General features: G+C 29.5%; 20 protein-coding genes. 8 read left to right on the top strand and 12 right to left on the bottom strand.

Going from position 1 to position 20,683, the window contains the following annotated elements:
• Nucleotides 1–62: 62 nt before the first annotated feature.
• Nucleotides 63–2,021 carry a hypothetical protein gene (locus N3Z17_RS02710; RefSeq protein ID WP_282472473.1) on the top strand — a complete coding sequence of 653 codons (1,959 nt, stop codon included), beginning with the start codon at nucleotides 63–65 and terminating at the stop codon, nucleotides 2,019–2,021.
• A 16-nt stretch (nucleotides 2,022–2,037) separates the two neighbouring features.
• Here N3Z17_RS02710 and htpG read toward each other — a convergent pair whose 3' ends face one another.
• The 5 genes from htpG to N3Z17_RS02735 all read right to left on the bottom strand — a co-directional run bounded on the left by htpG (nucleotide 2,038) and on the right by N3Z17_RS02735 (nucleotide 8,489).
• Nucleotides 2,038–3,921, bottom strand: a complete 1,884-nt coding sequence (gene htpG, locus N3Z17_RS02715) for a molecular chaperone HtpG (protein WP_282472474.1) — start codon at nucleotides 3,919–3,921, stop codon at nucleotides 2,038–2,040.
• An 87-nt stretch (nucleotides 3,922–4,008) separates the two neighbouring features.
• Nucleotides 4,009–5,352 (bottom strand): diguanylate cyclase, encoded by a 1,344-nt coding sequence (locus N3Z17_RS02720; protein ID WP_282472475.1) that lies wholly within the window; start codon nucleotides 5,350–5,352, stop codon nucleotides 4,009–4,011.
• A gap of 94 nt (nucleotides 5,353–5,446) precedes the next feature.
• Nucleotides 5,447–6,778, bottom strand: coding sequence for a ribosome biogenesis GTPase Der (gene der / locus N3Z17_RS02725; protein WP_282472476.1), 1,332 nt, complete (start codon nucleotides 6,776–6,778; stop codon nucleotides 5,447–5,449).
• Between the two features lie 11 nt (nucleotides 6,779–6,789).
• Nucleotides 6,790–7,356: a carboxymuconolactone decarboxylase family protein gene (locus tag N3Z17_RS02730; RefSeq protein ID WP_282472477.1), complete on the bottom strand. Its 567-nt coding sequence runs from the start codon at nucleotides 7,354–7,356 to the stop codon at nucleotides 6,790–6,792.
• Nucleotides 7,357–7,766: 410 nt separating this feature from the next.
• Nucleotides 7,767–8,489: a hypothetical protein gene (locus N3Z17_RS02735; protein ID WP_282472478.1), complete on the bottom strand. Its 723-nt coding sequence runs from the start codon at nucleotides 8,487–8,489 to the stop codon at nucleotides 7,767–7,769.
• A 103-nt stretch (nucleotides 8,490–8,592) separates the two neighbouring features.
• Between N3Z17_RS02735 and N3Z17_RS02740 the strand changes: the two genes are divergently transcribed.
• Nucleotides 8,593–9,033 (top strand): Fur family transcriptional regulator, encoded by a 441-nt coding sequence (locus tag N3Z17_RS02740; RefSeq protein ID WP_282472479.1) that lies wholly within the window; start codon nucleotides 8,593–8,595, stop codon nucleotides 9,031–9,033.
• 578 nt (nucleotides 9,034–9,611) lie between these two features.
• Here the strand turns inward: N3Z17_RS02740 and N3Z17_RS02745 are convergent.
• The 4 genes from N3Z17_RS02745 to N3Z17_RS02760 all read right to left on the bottom strand — a co-directional run bounded on the left by N3Z17_RS02745 (nucleotide 9,612) and on the right by N3Z17_RS02760 (nucleotide 11,993).
• Nucleotides 9,612–9,764 (bottom strand): hypothetical protein, encoded by a 153-nt coding sequence (locus N3Z17_RS02745; protein ID WP_282472480.1) that lies wholly within the window; start codon nucleotides 9,762–9,764, stop codon nucleotides 9,612–9,614.
• 210 nt (nucleotides 9,765–9,974) lie between these two features.
• Nucleotides 9,975–10,247 carry a hypothetical protein gene (locus N3Z17_RS02750; RefSeq protein WP_282472481.1) on the bottom strand — a complete coding sequence of 91 codons (273 nt, stop codon included), beginning with the start codon at nucleotides 10,245–10,247 and terminating at the stop codon, nucleotides 9,975–9,977.
• The gene (locus N3Z17_RS02755) at nucleotides 10,244–10,711 is read right to left on the bottom strand and encodes a GNAT family N-acetyltransferase (RefSeq protein ID WP_282472482.1); all 468 of its coding nucleotides are present in this window, start codon (nucleotides 10,709–10,711) and stop codon (nucleotides 10,244–10,246) included. Before N3Z17_RS02755 ends, N3Z17_RS02750 begins: the two co-directional genes overlap by 4 nt.
• A gap of 70 nt (nucleotides 10,712–10,781) precedes the next feature.
• Nucleotides 10,782–11,993 carry a cytochrome b gene (locus N3Z17_RS02760; protein WP_282472483.1) on the bottom strand — a complete coding sequence of 404 codons (1,212 nt, stop codon included), beginning with the start codon at nucleotides 11,991–11,993 and terminating at the stop codon, nucleotides 10,782–10,784.
• 402 nt (nucleotides 11,994–12,395) lie between these two features.
• Here N3Z17_RS02760 and rpsM point away from each other — a divergent pair, with 402 nt between their 5' ends.
• Genes rpsM through rplQ form a run of 4 tightly spaced genes read left to right on the top strand, consistent with a single transcriptional unit; the run spans nucleotide 12,396 to nucleotide 14,618 of the window.
• Nucleotides 12,396–12,773: a 30S ribosomal protein S13 gene (gene rpsM, locus N3Z17_RS02765; RefSeq protein WP_282472484.1), complete on the top strand. Its 378-nt coding sequence runs from the start codon at nucleotides 12,396–12,398 to the stop codon at nucleotides 12,771–12,773.
• 29 nt (nucleotides 12,774–12,802) lie between these two features.
• Nucleotides 12,803–13,183, top strand: a complete 381-nt coding sequence (gene rpsK, locus N3Z17_RS02770) for a 30S ribosomal protein S11 (protein ID WP_282472485.1) — start codon at nucleotides 12,803–12,805, stop codon at nucleotides 13,181–13,183.
• A gap of 28 nt (nucleotides 13,184–13,211) precedes the next feature.
• Complete coding sequence (locus tag N3Z17_RS02775; RefSeq protein WP_282472486.1) at nucleotides 13,212–14,249, top strand: DNA-directed RNA polymerase subunit alpha; 1,038 nt, start codon at nucleotides 13,212–13,214, stop codon at nucleotides 14,247–14,249.
• 12 nt (nucleotides 14,250–14,261) lie between these two features.
• Nucleotides 14,262–14,618, top strand: a complete 357-nt coding sequence (gene rplQ, locus N3Z17_RS02780; protein WP_282472487.1) for a 50S ribosomal protein L17 — start codon at nucleotides 14,262–14,264, stop codon at nucleotides 14,616–14,618.
• Between the two features lie 106 nt (nucleotides 14,619–14,724).
• Here rplQ and N3Z17_RS02785 read toward each other — a convergent pair whose 3' ends face one another.
• Entirely contained in the window at nucleotides 14,725–15,135 is a 411-nt protein-coding gene (locus N3Z17_RS02785; RefSeq protein ID WP_282472488.1) for a GNAT family N-acetyltransferase, read from the bottom strand.
• An 871-nt stretch (nucleotides 15,136–16,006) separates the two neighbouring features.
• On the bottom strand, nucleotides 16,007–16,744 hold the full coding sequence (gene truA, locus N3Z17_RS02790) for a tRNA pseudouridine(38-40) synthase TruA (RefSeq protein WP_282472489.1): 738 nt from the start codon (nucleotides 16,742–16,744) through the stop codon (nucleotides 16,007–16,009).
• Between the two features lie 80 nt (nucleotides 16,745–16,824).
• Here truA and recJ point away from each other — a divergent pair, with 80 nt between their 5' ends.
• Together recJ and N3Z17_RS02800 are read left to right on the top strand one after the other, a co-directional pair.
• On the top strand, nucleotides 16,825–18,624 hold the full coding sequence (recJ, locus tag N3Z17_RS02795) for a single-stranded-DNA-specific exonuclease RecJ (protein WP_282472490.1): 1,800 nt from the start codon (nucleotides 16,825–16,827) through the stop codon (nucleotides 18,622–18,624).
• Entirely contained in the window at nucleotides 18,617–19,579 is a 963-nt protein-coding gene (locus tag N3Z17_RS02800) for an NAD(P)H-dependent glycerol-3-phosphate dehydrogenase (protein ID WP_282472491.1), read from the top strand. Before recJ ends, N3Z17_RS02800 begins: the two co-directional genes overlap by 8 nt.
• Before the next feature lie 14 nt (nucleotides 19,580–19,593).
• On the opposite strand, the gene N3Z17_RS02805 is transcribed toward N3Z17_RS02800, so the two are convergent.
• Complete coding sequence (locus N3Z17_RS02805; protein ID WP_282472492.1) at nucleotides 19,594–20,586, bottom strand: polyprenyl synthetase family protein; 993 nt, start codon at nucleotides 20,584–20,586, stop codon at nucleotides 19,594–19,596.
• Nucleotides 20,587–20,683 lie beyond the last annotated feature (97 nt).

The following is a 20,683-nucleotide window of genomic DNA, read 5'->3' on the forward strand; positions in this document are numbered from 1 at the left end:
AGCATTATCTATGTGCTTGATTTTATTTGTCAGATGGTGAGATGCCAAAAAATGCTTTAAAAATGTTTAAAACGAAATTTCCTGAGATAACTCCTCAGTTGGATATTGGTTCAATAAAAGCATATGTCAAAAATGCTTTTTATGATTCAGCAGAGCCAATATATGGAATAGGAGCAGAATCTCAAATGCATAGGCTTATTGTTGAAGCTGAAAAAATGGGATTGCATAATTTTCGTTCATTAGCACCCTTATCAGCAAATCAAAATATTAAAGAATCATTTGAAAGCATACTATTTAGCGTAAAAGTAAATAATTTAGATCCAACTCCTTTTAAAGATAGAGTATTTGTGTGTGGAGAAGGGACGTTGACTAATTTACAAAATATATTACTTGATATATACGGCATAAGTTCCTTTAGTGGTATTGTTTCTAGATTTAAAAAAGAAATGCTTGAAGGGCTTGCTATAGAAATACTGAGTGGAGCAAAAACGCAAGATAATGAAGTGGTTTTACAAAAATTTAAACCTAGAGGTGAGGCATGGCATGTTCATGACGTGTCAACCATATTAAACGTATTATCTTCTGAATGGAACATAAATCGCAAAACTAGAACAGAGGATAAATATATAGGTAATATTGATAATGTTTTTGACATTAGAAGGATAAAAAATTATGTGGATCAAAAAGTTCAAAGTATATTGGAAAATTATGAATATTTATTAGAAGTAATTTTAACAAAATTAGAAGTTGATTTACCTGAATTTGATAAATTAGAAACCTTAAATAGCAATTATATTATAAACTTTAGTAATAAACTAGATGAGTGGATTGAATCAAAAAAGGATGATTTACAATTTTTAAATCAGTATACGAATTCAAATGAGATATTTTGCGCACAAGCTCTAAAATTAGGTTTAGAAAATATTGAATTATTTGGGTACAAAGATAATTATAAGGAAATTTTAAAAAATTTTATCATTTTATTTTTAAATAATGAGAGCATATTTCAGCTAACTGAAGAGCAAAAATATATGATTATCGGTAAGTTATATGTAGATTGCAGTTTTCCCATACCAGAGGAAGAGATACCAGAATATTTACTTCAATACGCTATAGACAATGATAGAGTTATTATTGATAAAGAATATCAGATTATTGATCCAATAAGAATGGGCTTAAATGGTAGTAAAAAACAATATATTTTAAATCATATCAAACATAATTGTGAAAAATATGGCGCTAAAATGACAGATGTTATGATAGTTTTAAATAATTCCCCAGAGTCAGGTGAAACTTATTCAGAAATTGTAACAAAACACAAATTTCAAAAACAATCTTTTGATATTTTATGTAATGCTATTAGATACGAGCAAAATGAATTAATTTGCAAATTATTTAATGCAACTAAAAAAATAGGAATATGTGAGGAGTTGTTAAAAATGAGAGATAAAGTGGGGTCAATATTTGATTATGCAAGAAAAAGCAAAAATGAGTGGTTGATAGAGGAGATACTAGCTATTGCAACACAGAATATAGGTTTATTTGAGAGCATAACAGATCAAGATATTTTTGGGATTAATTTGTATAAATATCCAGATTATATTAAAGTAATTCAAAACTATTCGAACGTAAAAAAAGAAATAATTGAAAATATAAGAAATGAAATTAATCCAGCTAAACTGAGCTATTTTATACCAAATTTTGTTACTGATTTTACAGAAATATTTTCTTATAAAGAGGAACGTGATGCTTTGGTTCTCAAAATTGTAGATACCTATATTAAAGATAAAAATTATAGTTTGGAGGAGGTATCAGATAAAAAGGAAAGTATCAAAGTAGATTTATGTAAAATTATTAAGGATAAGAAGGTGGAGATAATTGATTTCTTAAATCAAGATGGTAATTACGGTGTGGGTAAAAATACTATTAACAATATATTAAGTGAAAAAAGGTTCGATAACAGAACCTTTGTCGAAAAAATACTAGGAAATAGTGGTTCTTCTAATTCTAAGACGATTTAATTACGACTCTTTCTTTTTAGATCACTCTTTCAAGAAGCGAGTTAAGTTTAAGTGCAAAATTGCTAGGATTGTCTATTGAATCACCTTCTATTAAACATGCTTGACCATAAACAACCTCAATCATGTCGCTATTCAATTCATTATCGTCTTTACTATTTGATAAAGAATCATTGATTTTTTTAAAAATAGAATGATTCGGGTTAATTTCAAATATTCTTGCCGATTTTACATTAAGCTGATTTTGCTCCATAAGAAATTTTTCCATTCTTGGATTCATACCACCTTCCATTGTTGAAATGCACGCTGGGCTACTTACAAGTTTGGACGAGATAACTACATCTTTAACTCTATCTTTTAATATTTCCTTAACAAACTCAATTAACTTGGAGCTCTCCTGTGATTTATTTTTATCATCATCTTTTTCTTCCTCTGTATTTTTCAATTTATTTAAATCTATTTTTTCGTTCGTAATAGATTTAAAATCCTTATCTTTATATTGATGCACCACATTAACCCAAAAATTATCAACGTGATCATTAAGAAGTAAAACTTCGATGCCTCTTTTTTTAAATCCTTCTAATTGAGGATGATTCCTTGAAGATTCAATATTATCTCCATTTAAGAAATATATTTCATTTTGTCCTTTAATCATTCTTTCAAGATACTGATCAAGGCTAATAAGTTCATCTTTTGATGATGTAGAGTTAAATCTACATATCTCCAATAACTGCTTTTTTTCTTCTAACGTGCTTTCACATAAGCCTTCTTTCAGTACTTCACTAAAATTTTTCCAAAATTTCATGTATTCTTCTGGGTCAGTTTCAGCTTTTACTTTTAAACTACCCAACACTTTTTTAACAATTGAACTTTTAATTTTATGTAAAACTTTATTGTGCTGTAGGGTTTCTCTACTAATATTTAATGGCAAATCTTCTGAATCAACCACTCCTCTCAAAAATCTTAAATATGGAGGTACCAGATCATTCCCTTCTTCAGAGATGAATACCCTTTTTATGTATAATTTTACCCTTGTTTTTCTATCTGGATGAAATAAATCAAATGGCTTTGTATCAGGTATAAATAGTAAATTGGTGTATTCCACTACCCCTTCCGCTTTATTATGTAAAGTTAACCATGGCTTACCAGGAAAATGCGAAACATGATTGAAAAATTCTTCGTACTCTTTTTGTGTAACTTCAGAAACATTCCTTGTCCAAATTGCAGAAGCTTTATTTATTATTTCACCTTTATTATCCTCACCAATTAATTCAATAGGAAAAGCTACATGGTCTGAATATGTTCTAATAATATGCCTTATTCTATGTGGCTCTAAAAATTCTAATTCTGAATCCTTAATTTTGAGTGTTATTTTGGTTCCTCCTTTATGCTCTTGACTAGAATTTTCAATAGAATATTCACCTTTGCCGTCAGAATGCCATTCATATACCTCTTTTTCTCCTGCCTTTGATGTAAGTACGGTTATTGATTCAGAAACCATAAAAGCAGAGTAAAATCCAACACCAAATTGACCAATTAAATTTAAATTATTTTTTTTGCTATCACCAAATTGTTCGATAAATTTTTGCGTTCCAGAGCTTGCAATTATACCTAAGTTGTTGATTAAATCTTCCTTATTCATACCTATCCCATTATCGGAGATAATAATAAATTTATTATCTTTATCAAGTTGGATACTTATTTTTAATTCATTATTACCATTTTCAATCAACTCAGGTTTATCTATAATCTGATATCTCAATTTATCACATGCATCTGAAGCATTAGAAATTAATTCTCTCAAAAAAATCTCTTTATTTGTATATAAAGAGTTGATCATTAGATTCAAAACTTTACCAATTTCAGCATCAAATTTTTTAATTTGTTTTTTTGATTCTACCATTTCCGTCAGCTATTTTTAATTAATTTATATAATCTATATCCTATATAATTATAGAATTTCCAAAATCAACATTAGCCAATAATAAAATTAGCTAATGATTATATTCTTACCTGAATTCTTAGCCTTGTACAAATTTTTATCTGCCCTATCGACAGCGCTGGCCAAATTGTCATTTTTTTGAATTTCATCAATTCCAGCGCTTATCGTGCATTTAACTTTATTACTTTCTGAATAATCTAAAAACTGCGTATTAGAAACTTTTTCTCTTAATTTATCTATAATCAACCTTGCTTCTTCCCTTGTTACATCATGAAGAATTATAATAAACTCTTCTCCTCCAATTCTGGCTATAAAATCAGAACCTCGGATGTTTTTTAGAAAAATACTTGCTACTGATTTTAAAACTTTATCTCCAGTCATATGACCATAAACGTCATTTAATTTTTTAAAATCATCAATATCAATTACACATAAGATTGATCTTCTTTCTTCTTTTTGGAGGTTAGATATAAGATTTTTGAAATATGATTCCAGATAATTTCTGTTATAAGTTTGTGTTAATTCATCCATAGTAGTATTTCTTAGATATCTCACTCTTAGATTTTCAACGTAATGAAATTTTTTTATTTGTAGAATTACTTTTGCTATTAACTCACTTATTTCATGCGGTATAAGAAAATAATCATTAATACCAATCTCTAAACTTTTCATTAAGGTATCCTCATCATACTCATCTACTAATACTAATATAGGTATGCTTTTTAATTGAGTATTGTTTCTAATTTTAACACATAACTCTATTGCATTAACATCAGTTATTTCGGTGTTAAGTATAATCAAACTATAATTATCACCTAGGCAACTTGCAATTGCCTTCTTTGAATCTTTGCAAACGTCTATGATTAAATTTTTTCTTTTGAGTTTGCTAGATATAGAGTTTGTTAGCTCTGTATCCTCGTTTATAATTAATATTTTTGAACCAGCTATATCAATATCTAGTACATTATGATTTGGAATGGCTCCAGCCATTCCTGCACGTAAAATTATTTCATCAGTAAGAGATTTTAATCGTAACAATGATTTTATTCTTTTCTTCAATAATAAATAATTTATTGGTTTATTCATATAATCATCCGCTCCACAGAACAAGCTGTTGATTCGATCATCTACTGAAGTTAAAGCAGTTATAATTATAATTGGTATATGAGATATTTCTGGAGTTTGTCTTATCGTCTTCGTAGCGCTAAGTCCATCTATAACTGGCATCATAACATCCATCAAAATAAGATCAGGTCGGACGCTTAATGTTTTTGACAGGGCTTCTTGGCCATTATAGGCCCTATGAATTTCATATAAATCGTTTTGCAAATGTTCTTCTAATAGATCGATGTTAAATTTTAAATCATCAACAATTAGTATTTTAGCTGTCATCAGTTTTGATTAAATAATAATACATTAAATCTATATTCAGTAATGAATTATCTAAATCTAATTTATGGTTTATAGTCAATCATTTTTTTACTTTTTATGAAATAAAAGGATTTTTACTAAAAACAAAATGAATTTTAATAGGTATTCCTTGTAATGAGAATTTTGTCCTTAAAGAGTTTGTCAGGAATTTCTCGAAATTTTTGTTGATTTCCACTTTATTTGAAATGTTAACAAAAAAAACAAATGTTGGTGGACATGATGAATTTTGTTTCACATATTTAATTTTAAGCTTTATATTATTCTTCATTATTGGCATGCTATACGTTTCAAGAGTATTACTGAGCCAACTGTTAAGTTTTGATGTGGGAATTTTTATGTTATACAAGTTCCACAAATCAATTATCTTCTTAAACAAAGAATTTTTGTTAAAACTTTTCTGAGCACTGATAAAAATACTAAAAATATCTTTAATTTGTGGTAATCGTTTAGTCATTAAATACTGAACCTCTTCTTTAAACTTATCAATATCTTCTATTAAATCTTGTTTATTAATAACTGGAATTAGTAATTTATTATGTCTGAGAGCCAGATTAGCAAGTACTAAATCTTGTTTTTCAAATGCGTTTTCTGAATCCATAATTAACAAAACGATATCAGATGCTTTAATTGCATCTATAGTTTTGGATATAGATAATTCTTCAATTTTTTCTTGAATTTTAGCTTTTCTCCTAACACCAGCTGTGTCAATTAAATTGATTGCAACTCCATTAACATTGATTTCATAAAGCAAATAATCTCTTGTCGTTCCTGCAATATCAGAGACTAAACTTCTTTCAAAACCCAATATGGAATTAAATAAAGTTGATTTACCAACATTAGGTCTACCAACTATAGCAATTGATAGATTATCAGCACTTTCTTCAACTAACTCAATTGAGCTATCTATGTTTGATTTCATTGCATGATAAATATCCTCAAATCCCAATTTATGTTCTGCTGAAATGAAAATTCCTTCTCCTAATCCCAATTTGATTAAATCTTCCTTTGTTAGAGCTTTCTTTGATTCAGATTTATTAGCTAGTAGAAGAGTATTTTTTTGAAGCTTTCTTATAGATTTAGCTAAAATAATATCTTCTTCAGATAATAACGTTCTTGCATCAACAACAAAAAAAATAAAATCTGCTTCCTCAATAGTGAGAGATGTATTTGTTTTAATTTTAGGTGTTATTTCATTTTTCTTTTTTAAATACCATCCTGCGGTATCTATTAACTCAAATTTTAAATCATATAGCTTTCCTATATTTTTAACGTAATCCCTAGTTACTCCAGGTTGATTGTTAACAATAGATAGCTCTTTTTGGCACAGTTTGTTGAATAAAGTTGATTTACCAACATTCTCCCTCCCAATAATTGCAATTTTTTTCACAATGTTGATATTTAAAAACTTTCTTCTCTTACTATAAAATCATAGCTTCGCATTCTTTCAATTTCTAATACGTCTCCTGCTGCTTTAATCACGGAGACTATTCTACCAATATCACGAATTGTTTCAGATGAGCAATTATGCTTTCTTAATTTTTTAATATGCGCATTCATACAGTAGTTGCATCCATATACTATAGAAGCAACGAGGCAATACATTGAAAAATCTTTTTCATCAATATTATGACTTGCCAAATTACTTAAAGATAAATTTGAAGACATGTTTTTAATAATCTCATCATCAACACCTTTAGTGAAATTGTGATACATGCTAGTCATAGAAATTGTACTTACTGCAATTTTACAGGCGTTAGCTTCATTATTATCTAAGTACCTTTTCGCTTCAGGACGTATATAGTTTAATAGGCATTCATGCTTTAATGCATATCCAGCAGTAAGCACTATACCAAAAATTTGATATTTTTCTAATGTTTGTAAGTCTTGAAAAAATATCTCTCTTATGCTTTTATCAATGTCATAAGCATATTGAGGAAGCTGATTTAGTATGCTTTGAATACTCATTTCCTTTTGTTTATCTCAAATAAAGAATCTAACAGTAATGTATCACAATTTCTAATGATTTACCAAAAAATAGTTTAGGAATAAGGAATATTTCAAATTTTTTTATACTCTTTGATTTTTGCTGAATTTTATTCGTGTTATAAACTTTGTTGCATAAATAAAAAAGAAGAAAAAAAGGAGAAAGAGTAGTGAAAAAAGTATAAGATGAAATCTTGATGATAAAAATTAGAAAATGATATGAGCCAGGGGAAGAAGTGGCGAAAAGAAAAATACAAAATATGACCACCTGGTAATGGTAGTAAAAATCATAGATATAGGCTAAAAGTAGAAGAAATTTTCTCCAGATACAAAAGAATTATTGGTAACAAATTTAAAATATCATCAACATAAATATATCCAATACTCTTTGACTAATTTCCGCATTGATCCATACTAGACCACCAATTTATAGGTTCGTTTAAAATACACATTTCTCCATTATCAAAATAGCTTAACTCTAAGACATTAACTTCAATATTAATTAAATCTTCAATCTTACCTCCCCTAGAGTATGATTTACCTGTCATATCTTCTAGTTTTTTATCAGTTCCATCATTAATATCAAATAGTTGATGCGCATAATATTCAGCTTTATTATAACAATATGAACCAATATAAGATCCTACAGCTGATGCCAGACCTTTTATGACATTATGTACGCTTAATAATTTATCTGCATTATGATGATGATGATCGTGATGATGATGATTACATTTTTGCAAAGAAAATATACCTATTGTTCCTTGCTCAAATATATAAGAAAATACCCCAGCCACCACCGTCTCACCAGGATATTTCCATATAGGTTCAGTGATCTTTAATACTGTATCAATTGGTCCATTACCATCATTAAGGTTGATAGTGGCGCTAGAGCTAATAAAGCTTTCACCAACCTCATGTAAAACTTTTGCTATGGGAATTTTTATCCAATTTAAACCCGGTATTACTTGTAAAAAAGGTATTGAAACTACTTCAATTACTACTCCAGCAAAATGAGCAACTATTCCTGATATGGCATAACTTATACCAGATATAGTATAATTATAATCACTGAAATTATATAAATTTTCTAATATATTTACATTGTTATGCATAAATTTTTCTATATATATGTTACGTTAGAACATAACATATATAGTTTTATTTACTTGTAAACTTATTTTATATATTGTTAAGTAAAATAACTAATTTTTTTAGATGTTAAATTATTCTTTAGATAACATTAGTAAAAGATATGACTTTACTCTTACTCCTCTTAGGACAGAGGTAATGAATACTTTTATTAAAAAAGGCAGTTCATTAAAAGCTAATGAGGTAATTAATTATGTTAATACTAAAAGGAGTAACACAAAACCAATAGTAATTTATCGAGTTCTGAATTTTCTAGTGGAAAAAAAAGTTTTACATAAAATACAATCACAGAATATTTTTATTCTATGCACTGATAATTTATGCAGTCAAAATAATGGTAATAAAATTTTCTTATCATGTAATAATTGTAAACAAATTAAAGAAATAGGTGATAAAGTTTTCTTAGAAAAGATTAAAAATCTTTGTAGCAGTAACAATTTTACTCTTAAGGATAGCACAATAGAACTAAATGGTTACTGTAATAATTGTATGAATTTAAAAAATTGACATATAAGGAATAGGGGTGTTTTCGGTACCATCAAGTTAAAAAGAGAATAGAATTATGATATTATATAAAGGATTATAACATCATAGAATCTGAAAAAAAATATCAGAAAAGATGAATGGGACACCAAGTAAAAACTTTGTTACATAAATAATTAATTTACCTATTTCTCTGTTTTTTAGGCAACGCTGATCGTTTTAGGTATTCCTAAATACAGCTCAGAGTCAAATTTATCTGCATCGTTCATATTTATATTCTCGTCCATGCAATTGGTGATATACTTTGTGTAGTTTTCCCAATAACAAGTGACGAAAGTACTCTTTGAATATCATCCCACTGTCCTTAATTAATATCTCAATAAGTTTTAATCTTGTCTATAATTTGATATTCATTATTTTTAAATATTATGCTATTACCAGGCATATAAAATTTACCTTTATTAAGTTTATTTGCTAATTCAGGATGGGAACTTTTTTCTAAACTTTGTTTTATTTTTTAAAAATCATTGATATACTTAAAAACACCTTCATCAGGAAATATGATTAATTTACCAATTGCTAAAACCTCACCTCCTTTAACTTCAAAGCCCCCCATAAATAAGTGTATCGTCTTTTAACCCAGGAGATGGATAATATCTATAAGTGTCAAAAGAAGGTTTATTTAGGCTAATTTTATCGATGTAATGTATATCAGGCTCTAAAACTATCATCCTATATGTATTGCTATCCTCCATTGGTTTGTTTACAGCAATAGAGATAATAAGAGATTTAGATTACAGATTTTTAGCATATACTTTTTTAAACATGCTCCGTGTAACATCTTCGGTAGTAAAAAATATCACCCCTATTTTTTATTCTCAAAGTTACCCATATTAAATTTAAGTGGCATAGAGCAACTAATTAATGATAAGCAAAAAACAAGAAGAACGCTATAATTTATTAATCTAAACATTTTCATACCCATTCATCACTTCATTAATTAATTCGTTTCTGCAAGCCTGCCTCAGTGTTATTTTTATCTTTGATTTGGCAGAGTTCGAATGTTGCTTTCCAAAGTGCCAAGGCACGCGCCCTAGGCAGGTATCTTGATCCAGATATATTTCCTCAATAAAAATCTCGCGTGACTTACACAATAAATAAGTCCAAGCAATCATAAGATCACAGGCAGGGCCACCAACGGCAACCTCATGGTTTGTAGTAATTGATTGATCTTTCATAATTCCATTTTCATCACTTCTACAGGATGCGATTTATATTCGTCCACACCAATTTTCTTCCACCCAAGACGTTGATAATACTCTGGTACAGTAAGATCAATAGTAAACAAGTGCAATTTTTCAAAGCCAAACTCTTTTGCTTTATCAACTGTGGCGTTAATCAGCGCTTTACCGATCCCCTGTTTTTGATATTTTGGATCAACAACAAGCGAGCCAAGCCAAGGAGTAAGATCAGGGCGAATGCCATCATTTTCACGCAAAGAGCACATACCAGACGGCACATCGCCATCTAAAGCAATAAAAGTGATCGGTAAATCTTTGTCATTCATATGACCTGCAAATCTTTCAATCGCATGTTCAATCTGAACATCAGGCGCCCAAATTTTACCTAAAACTTCATACCAAATATTTACAAGTACTGGTATAGTGTGTGGATGGTTTTTCAAAAGGTCGATTTTGATCATGCAATACCTCTCACAAACCACTCATAAGCAATGGATAAATTTTGATTCATCAAGAATTGACTCAACTTCATCATTTGACTTGCGACTCACTAATTGAGTTTAGTAATGCTTTGGTTTTTTCAAATTTTGATAGCAAGGGCAATATAACTAAAAAATGTGTAAAATACCAAATTGTAGAAATCTGACTAAATGTAATATATGGCTCCTCAGCAACTTCTCCTCCTAAATAACCAAGTATAATAAAATTGATAAAAAATATATATGTAAAAATTCTGAATAAAGGTCTGTAGTTGGCACTTTTAACTTTACAACTATCAAGCCAAGGAAGGACAAAAAGTATTAAGATGGCACTAAACATTGCAACTACCCCGGCAAGCTTATCTGGGATAGATCTTAAAATTGCATAAAAAGGTAAAAAATACCATTCAGGAACAATGTGAGCAGGAGTAACCAGAGGATTTGCATCAATGTAATTATCAGGATGACCTAGTAAATTTGGTTTAAAAAATACAAAATAAAAATAGATAATAAAAAATATGCCAAATCCAAAAAAATCCTTCACGGTATAATAAGGATGAAATGGAATAGAGTCTTTTTTTGATTTAATTTCTACACCTGTAGGATTATTAGAGCCGTGTACATGAAGTGCAATGACATGAATTATCACTAATCCTAGAATTACAAATGGTAATAAAAAATGCAATGCAAAAAATCTATTCAGTGTTGGATTATCTACAGAAAACCCTCCCCACAGCCAAATTACAATATCATTACCAATAAACGGCACTGCTGAAAAAAGATTGGTTATGACATTTGCTCCCCAATAGCTCATTTGTCCCCATGGTAAAACATATCCCATGAATGCAGTTGCCATTGTTGCTACAAAAATAAAAATCCCAAAGAACCAAACCAGCTCTCTTGGCGATTTATATGAGCCATAATATAGCCCCCTACCAATATGTATATATATTGTTGCAAAGAACATGGACGCTCCAACTGCGTGAGTGTATCGAATTAACCATCCATAATTCACATTTCTCATTATATTTTCCACGCTATCGAATGCCATTTTGACATGTGGAGTATATTGCATGGCAAGAAACAACCCAGTTACAATTTGCATTAATAATGCAATTCCTGCCATTGAGCCAAAATTCCAAGCATAGTTCAAATTTTTTGGCACTCTATAGTCAGCAGAGTGTTTGATAAAGCCAAAAATCGGCAATCTATATTCTATCCAATTAACTATAGAATCCGATAAACTAACACCTTTCTTCTTCATTATTGATGCAAATTAATAAAACTTTAGAAAAATAAAATTACAACTAACTAATTAGCTCATCTAAATCTATTCATCAATCTTTTTTTCTATAATTATATATTGGCTATATCTTGTGTATTTGATATTAAACTCACTACTGCAATTAAATTTTATTCGATGTTTTCAGAAAAATACCAATTTTTTAGGAGATATTCTTGCATTTGATCAATTTTATTTACTTCGCTTCCATTTTCATTATTTATATTTTGTATGTTTTTGTGTTATTTCAATTTCTTATTCTTGTTTGTAACGTTGCATTTTAAACAGCTCCCTAAAATAAATTCACTTATACACTTGACTTAAAGATTAAATTATATAGAATTCTTAGCATTAAACTACAAAATTTATTGCAAAGAGGTTTTCGTGGCACGTATAGCAGGCGTCAATATTCCAACAGCTAAAAAAGTCGGTATAGCACTTACATACATATATGGAATAGGACCGCATAGATCTAAGCAAATATGTGAAAAAGCTAACATAAATGAGAGTGTTAGGGTTTCAGCATTATCTGATGATGAAGTCAGAAGAATAAGGGAAACAATTGATTCTTCATATTCTGTGGAAGGAGATTTAAGAATGGAGGTATCTCTAAATGTCAAAAATCTGATTGACATGAAGTCGTATAGAGGTATAAGGCATATAAGAAAATTACCTACAAGAGGACAGAGAACTCATACAAATGCGCGCACAAGGAGAGGAAAAGCTATTGCAATTGCCGGAAAGAAAAAGGTAACTAAATAACAATAACTAAAGAAGAAAAAGTATTGAGCATGAATAAAAAAACAACTAGCAAGAAAAAAAGGAGCGTTATTATTGGCATAGCACATATATCTGCTACATTTAATAACACTATAGTTACTATTTCTGACATACAAGGAGCAGTTATTGCTTGGTCTTCAGCGGGATGTAATGGTTTTAAAGGATCGCGTAAATCAACGCCATATGCAGCACAGGTTACAGCTGAGGTTGCTGCAAAAAAGGCAACTGAATTTGGTATGAAAACAATTTCAGTAAAAATTCAAGGTCCAGGAAGTGGTAGAGATTCTGCAGTTAGAGGTTTAATATCTTCTGGACTCAATGTCACAACGATAAAAGATATAACTCCGATACCTCATAATGGTGTTAGACCACCTAAAAAAAGAAGAGTTTAAAGTATTAAATTAATAAGGTATATCATAGATGCACGAAGAGATACAGAAAACTAACATATCATTGAATTGGGTCAGTTTAATTAAACCAGCAGATTATACAATTGAAGAGGTAGGAGAGAATTCTGCTGTATTTCATATTGAGCCTTTGGAAAAAGGTTTTGGAATAACTTTAGGTAATTCCTTAAGAAGAATACTACTGTCATCATTGCAGGGTACGGCAATTTGTGCTGTAAAAATATCAGGAGTGGAGCATGAATATTCAACAATTGACCATGTGCAAGAGGATGTAGTTGAGATTATTTTGAATCTTAAGTCTGTGGTAATAAAAGGAAATACAGGATTTAATAATAAAAAATTTACTTTAAATGTAACAAAAAAAGGGCCAATTACTGCAGGAATGATTGATGTTGTTACCGGCTTTGAAATTGTAAATCCAGATTTGGTGATTTGTAATGCTACTAAAGATATTAAATTAAACATGGAGTTTATTATTGCTTCAGGTAAAGGCTATAAGGTTGCAAGCGAGCACAGCGAATTAGATTATGGAAATGATTTTATCGCGATAGATTCAATATTTTCCCCAGTCTCTAAGTGTTCATTTAAGATTTCTAATAGTCGAGTTGGCTCAAAGACTGAATATGATAAATTGTCTTTAAAAGTTGAAACTAATGGTTCTATTAAAGCAGAACTGGCACTGGCACTTGCAGCTAAAATTTTTCAAGAGCAATTACAGGTGTTTATAAGCTTTAAAGAAGTAGAAGAGGTTGAAAAACCTAAAGAGAAAAAAATACCATTTGATGTTAATTTACTTAGAAAAGTTAGTGATTTAGAATTATCTGTTCGTTCACATAATTGTTTGAAGAATGACAATATAATATATATTGGTGATTTGGTTGTCAAATCTGAAGCACAGATGTTAAAAACACCAAATTTTGGTAAAAAATCCCTAAATGAAATCAAAGAATTACTTGTCGAAATGGGTTTAAGATTTGGTATGGAAATTGAAAATTGGCCTCCTGAGAATTTAGAAGAGCTAATGGATGATTACCTTGGTGAAAATAATTAATGCATTTTTGATATGATACACAGAATAAGTAAAAAAAAATTTTCTAGAAGAAGTGCTCACAGGACAAGTTTATTGAGAAATTTGTGCAAATCTTTGATAAATAGTGAACAGATATTGACCACTTTGCCAAAAGCAAAAAGTTTACGGAGTGTGGTTGAGAAATTAATAACAACTGGCAAAGAGAACGACCTAAATTCTAGGAGAAAGTTGATATCTAAATTAGGTGGGAGCTTAAAAGAAACAGATAAAATACTCAATGTATTATCGCCTAGGTATAAGGAAAGAAATGGTGGTTATACAAGAGTAATCAAAGCAGGTTACAGAAAAGGTGATTGCGCTCCTATAGCTATTATTCAATTTGTTAATTAGCATTTATTTAACTGTCATCCTCAATATTTAAAAGTTTTAGGTATTGTGGATTTTATTGTGCAAAGTTGGATGAGAAGCTTGTTTTTTTTACAATTGGCTTTATATATTACAAACTCCGCTTTAAAAAGATGCAGCTAGAATTTTGAGTATAGCCATGCCTCTCGAAGTCTACTGAGTATCCTAATTTCTCATAAAATGATTTAGCACCCTGAAAGGTCATTGTGGCAACGGTTGCCATTTCACATCCTGATTTGCGACCATAGTCGTGAACTGCTTCCATCAAATTTTTTCCATAACCTAATTTCCTATGAGTTTTATCAACCCATAGCATGTCAGTGTAGATACATCCGAAAATGACACTTCCATTACAACCTGCAATAATTTGACTCGCTTTATCCCTTATAAAAAACGCAAAAGAATAAGCTTCCCCGAATTCTGGTGTTTCTTGATTGAGTTTGTCAGTTAGAAAATCGATATCAGCTGTAATTGGGGATTTAGTGAATTCTAATTCTTGCATACGTACCAGCTTTTCTAATAATCCTTATTAAAAACAATTATACTTTGCACTTCTCGATGTTAATGAAAAGTGTAGCAGTTACAAACATAATATCAACCATATTGTTATGAATTTAGCAATTTTTTAATTAAGTTCTTTTATTAATAAGAGTTTAAGGTCAATAAAAATATTGGTAAAAAATATGGCTCAACAAAAAAGTGACATGAATGAATTTAAATTCAAAGATGTATTGGAGATGATAAAAAGAGATTTAACGATAGCGGAGATAATTTAAAAATATCAAGCACTGAGATCTGTGTTAAGTAAATGTAAGAGATAACTTTTAAACAATTATCCTAAAATATATAAAAAAGGCCATAAGCCTCAGCAAAGTTGATATTATAAGGAAGTGAAGGATGATAGATACATAACATTAACACCTGAGCGTGAGAAGATAAAGTGAGCTTTTAACAATAAATAGGTCAATGTTATATAGTATGAGGAATCAGATAAAACTGAAAGCTTTTATGAACTAAAATATGATGACCAGATAATTAAACCTGATATCCCAGTTGCATTAAAAGATGTTGCTGTTCAATTAAAAATAAAATTCAATGGGATAAAAGAAAATATTTACATTAAACATCCACTAATTGAGCCTTATGATTTTATAACTTATGGAATAGCGATCGATATGAGTAAACAGGATACTTCGTCTGTAACGATTAATTTTCCTAGGCCTCCAAACTTACCAAGTGATATTGTACTTGAGGAATTAACTAAATAAGCCACTCAACATGATGAGCTATAATTGAAAAATTTGATTGGGATGAAAAACTTCTTTTTCGCTCTGGTTAATTTTAGAAGTTGAGGTATAAGGCGATAATTATTACTAATAAGATATTTTATTTAAATATAAACCGCAGCTAGGAGCAGTTTCACCAGCAAGTTTTCGATTTTTTCCATTTATAATTTTTGACATATAAGAGGGGCAAATTTCTTTTGTGCCAAAATCTTTTAGCGTTCCTGCCATAATTCTGATTTGATTATATAGAAAGGATTTTGCATCAAATGATATAGAAATTTCATTATCATTTTGTTCAAATTTTATTGAATTTATCGTCTTTAATGGTGAATGTGATTGGCATCCAGCTGACCTAAAACTAGTAAAATCAAAAGTTCCAGTTAAGTATTGCGATGCCTTTATCATATTAACAATATTAAGTGGTGTCATGACATGCCAAGCACGATCTTTATATAAAGTTAAAGGAGATTTTCTATTTATAATTTTATACACATATTGCTTTGTTTTATTTGAGAATCTTGCATGAAATTCCTCATCTACTTTTTCTATTTTGATAATAGAAATTTTTTCTGGTTTAAGGTAATGATTTATGGCGTTTTGTATTTTATGAATTTCATAATATTTTTCAAGTTGAAAATGTGCGACTTGACCATATGCATGAACTCCCGCATCAGTTCTACTAGCTCCATATATATTAATATTTTTTTGAGCTAATTTAGAAAGGGCATTTTCAATTTCCCCTTGAATGGTTTTTAAATCTTTTTGATTTTGCCAACCATGATAATTTGTACCTTCGTACTCAATTACTATTTTATATTTTAACAAGATCCTTTTCTTTTTATTGGTTAAAAATTTTTATGTGCTATTTTTATTGAAAATTAATATTTTGTAAATGCATAAAATATATGAATAACGAAAAGAATTGTGGTACGAAAAGTTCATATAAAAATTTGCATTGGGAACTACAGGAGCAAAGTGAAAAAGATGTTTTACATTTTGTTCAAAAATTTGGCATAAGCGACATCATTGCTAAAGTATTATTAAATAGAGGCATTAGCGATGCTGAATCGGTGCAAAATTTTTTATATCCTAAAATCAAAAATTTGATGCCTAATCCATTTTTAATGAAAGATATGGATAAAGCAGCAAATAGAATTGTTGAGTCAATAAAAGCGAAAGAAAAAATAGTAATATATGCAGATTATGACGTTGATGGAGCTACTTCTTCTGCAGTGCTAAAAAGATTTTTTTATGCTCTTGGTTTGGAAAGTACTGTATATATACCCTGTAGATTTAAAGAGGGATACGGACCTAATAAAGAAGCATTTAAAAAACTTATAGATAAAGGAAATGATTTAATAATAACGGTTGATTGTGGAACTGTAGCATTTGAACCGATTAAATATGCACAAGATAGAGGAGTAGATGTGATTATTATTGATCACCATCTAGCTCAAGAAAACTTACCAGAATCATATGCTATTGTTAATCCCAATAGGCTAGATGATGATTTTAAATTTAAAGACATTGCAGCTGTTGGGGTTGTTTTCTTTGTTATTACCGCAATTAGGAGTATTTTAAGACAAAAAGGTTATTTTCAGGAAAAGAATATAACAGAACCTAATATAATGGAGTATTTAGACCTTGTTGCACTTGGAACGGTATGTGATGTGATGCCACTAACAGGTATTAATAGAGCTTTTGTGCAACATGGATTAAGATTAATAAATAAAAAACAAAATTTAGGTTTAAAAGTGCTGGCGGAATGTGCCAATATTGATATAAAATCCGAATCTTATCATTTGGGGTATATATTGGGACCAAGAATCAATGCAGGTGGAAGAGTGGGAAAGGGTTATTTAGGCTCTATTCTATTATCAACAGATTCTTATCAAGAAGCATATGATTCAGCAAGGAGTTTGGAAAAATATAACCAACAAAGAAAAAGTATTGAGAGCATAATTTTAGAACAGGTATTAGCTAATATAAGAAAAAATAATTTTGAGGAAAATAGTGTTATACTGGCATATGGTGAAGATTGGCATTATGGAGTTTTAGGCATTTTAGCTAGCAAGATAAAAGAAAAATATCAAAAGCCAGCTTTGATCATATCAATAAATGATGGAATAGGGAAGGGATCGGCTAGGTCGATTAAGGGAATTGATATAGGAAAAAATATTACAATAGCGAAGGAAAAAGGACTTTTGATTGAAGGTGGTGGTCATGAAATGGCTGGAGGTTTTAGTATTGAAGAGGAAAAAATAGAGAGTTTTTATCAATTTTTGCTGGCTAGAATATTAAAAAATAACAATCATCAGGAGATTTATCAACAAGCTAAAGTTTTAAAAATTGATGCTTTAATTTCAGTAGGGAGTGTGAATAGTAATTTGCTTAGTGCTTTAAAAATTGCAGAACCATTTGGTCAAGGAAATGAAAAGCCAAAATTTATGATTGTCGATGCAATAATTTGTAAAGTTTGGACAATGGCAGTTAACCATATAACACTTGTTATTAAAGATGGCATATACGATGATTCGTCCAAAAGTATAAAGTGTGTGCTATTTAATGGTACTGGTAATAAATACGGTAGTGCTTTGCTAAGAAGCACTGGCAAAAAAATTAGTTTGGTTGGAAACCTACAACCTAATTTTTTTAATGAAGATAAAGTAGATTTTATAATAGAGGATTTTTCTTTTGATGAGTAAGATTGTAGACAATGTTGTAGTTTTTGGTGGAGGGGCATGGGGAACGGCTTTGGCAAAAACTATTTCTCAAAATGTTGAGCAAGTGTTCATATATTTAAGAGATCCAGAGTTAATTAGTGAAATTAATCAAAAACATACTAATTATGCAAAATTAGGGAGCGTGGAGTTACCAAAAAATATTATAGCAATTGATAATTTTAAAAGCATTAAATACATCAGTATTGGAATTGTTGCAATTCCTGTTAAGGCTTTAGAACAGCTTTTTGAAAATATTAACATGGAAACTAAATTAGAGAATCTTGTAATTTGCTCTAAAGGCATAGAAAATAAAACCTTGAATTTTCCATCACAAATATGTGAAAAATTTTTCCCTAATACAAATATTGCTGTACTATCTGGTCCTAATTTTGCAAAGGAAATTGCGCAACAAAAATTTGCTAAGACATTAATAGCTTCTAAAAATGAAACATTACTACAAGAGTTAAAAGTTATATTTGATACGTTCTACTTTAAGACTGAGGTATCAACAGATGTAATGGGAGTTGAAATATGTGGTGCAGTAAAAAATGTTATAGCGATTGCACTAGGAATAGCAAAGGGGTTGGATTTGGGAGAAAATTTTATTTCTGCACTATTTGTATTTGTTCTTAATGAATTGGAGAAGTTGGTTAAGTCATTAGGAGGTAGTGGGGCAACAATTTATTCATTGGCAGGTTTAGGTGATCTATTATTAACCTCGTATAGCCTCACTTCTAGAAATACAAATTTTGGGTTTAATATCGCAATGAATAAGCAAAAATTAAATTTGGACGAAGTTGTTGTAGAAGGCTATTACACGGCTAAGTCAATATATAAAATTGCAAAATCTTTGGGTATTGAAATGCCGATATGTAAATATGTATATGAAGTATTGTATTTAGATAGAGACATAAATGAAATCGTGAAAGTAATTTAATATAGCGATTGGTTTTATTTTAGGTTTTCATAGCTATTTATTAGACTCACAAAATATGTTTTAAATATTGAATCTTGTACACAATCGAGATCTTCCTTTCCCTTTTGTATAAAACTATTTAAGACTTTATAGCACTCACACTTAATTTGATATTTATCAAATAATGTTATTAATTTGGCAAAGTGCATATCATTCTTATTATCATGAGTTAAAATATTTTTAATATCCAGTAAATCTTTAGTGTTAGCAATGTTTAATATAATAATGATAGGTAATGTAATTTTATTTTCAAAAAAGTCACTGCCTGGATTTTTGCCTAGCTCATCTGAGTTGCAAAAATAATCTCTAATATCGTCGGTTATTTGAAATAATATACCTAGATTCAGTCCATAATTGCTCAATGCATTTTGTTGTTCAATACTAGCATTTGAAAGTATTGATGAACAAAGGCAAGCGGCAGAAAAAAGATTGGCTGTCTTTGCTGTTATGAGATTTATATATTCATCAAATTTGATATCTAAATTTCCAATGAGTTCCAACTGCCATACTTCAGCTTCAGCTATTTTTGCAGAAATATTTGCTAGTATTTCTAAAACTTTTAAATTTTCAGTTTTAATCATTTGTTTAAAAGATTGGCTAAATAAAAAATCACCAACTAAAATGCTTGATTTATTTCCCCAGATGTAATTAGCAGTAGGTTTGTTTCTCCTACTGTTACTACTATCTACAACATCATCATGAAGCAATGTTGCTGTGTGAATAAATTCTATTGAAGAAGCAAGATATATGCTCTTATTTAAAATCTTATCATCTGGATGAAATAATTTACAAGTTGCAATGGTTAACAACGGTCTGATTCTTTTCCCGCCAGATGAAATAATATGATAAGCAATTTGATTTAGAAGGTTTGTCTTTTCGCTTTTTGAGCATTTAAGTAAAAAATTATCTAATTTATTAAATTCTAATTCCAAATTATTAATAAGTTGTTGTATGATAAGTTTATCCATGTTTATAGTAAAAGAAAAACAAATTGCTGTTGTTATTAAATAATGTTAGGGTATTACATTATTTTATTAAAAATATATAGTTTATTTTATTATACAA

This window comes from Candidatus Bandiella numerosa (genome assembly GCF_029981845.1).
GTDB lineage: Bacteria > Pseudomonadota > Alphaproteobacteria > Rickettsiales > Midichloriaceae > Aquirickettsia > Aquirickettsia numerosa.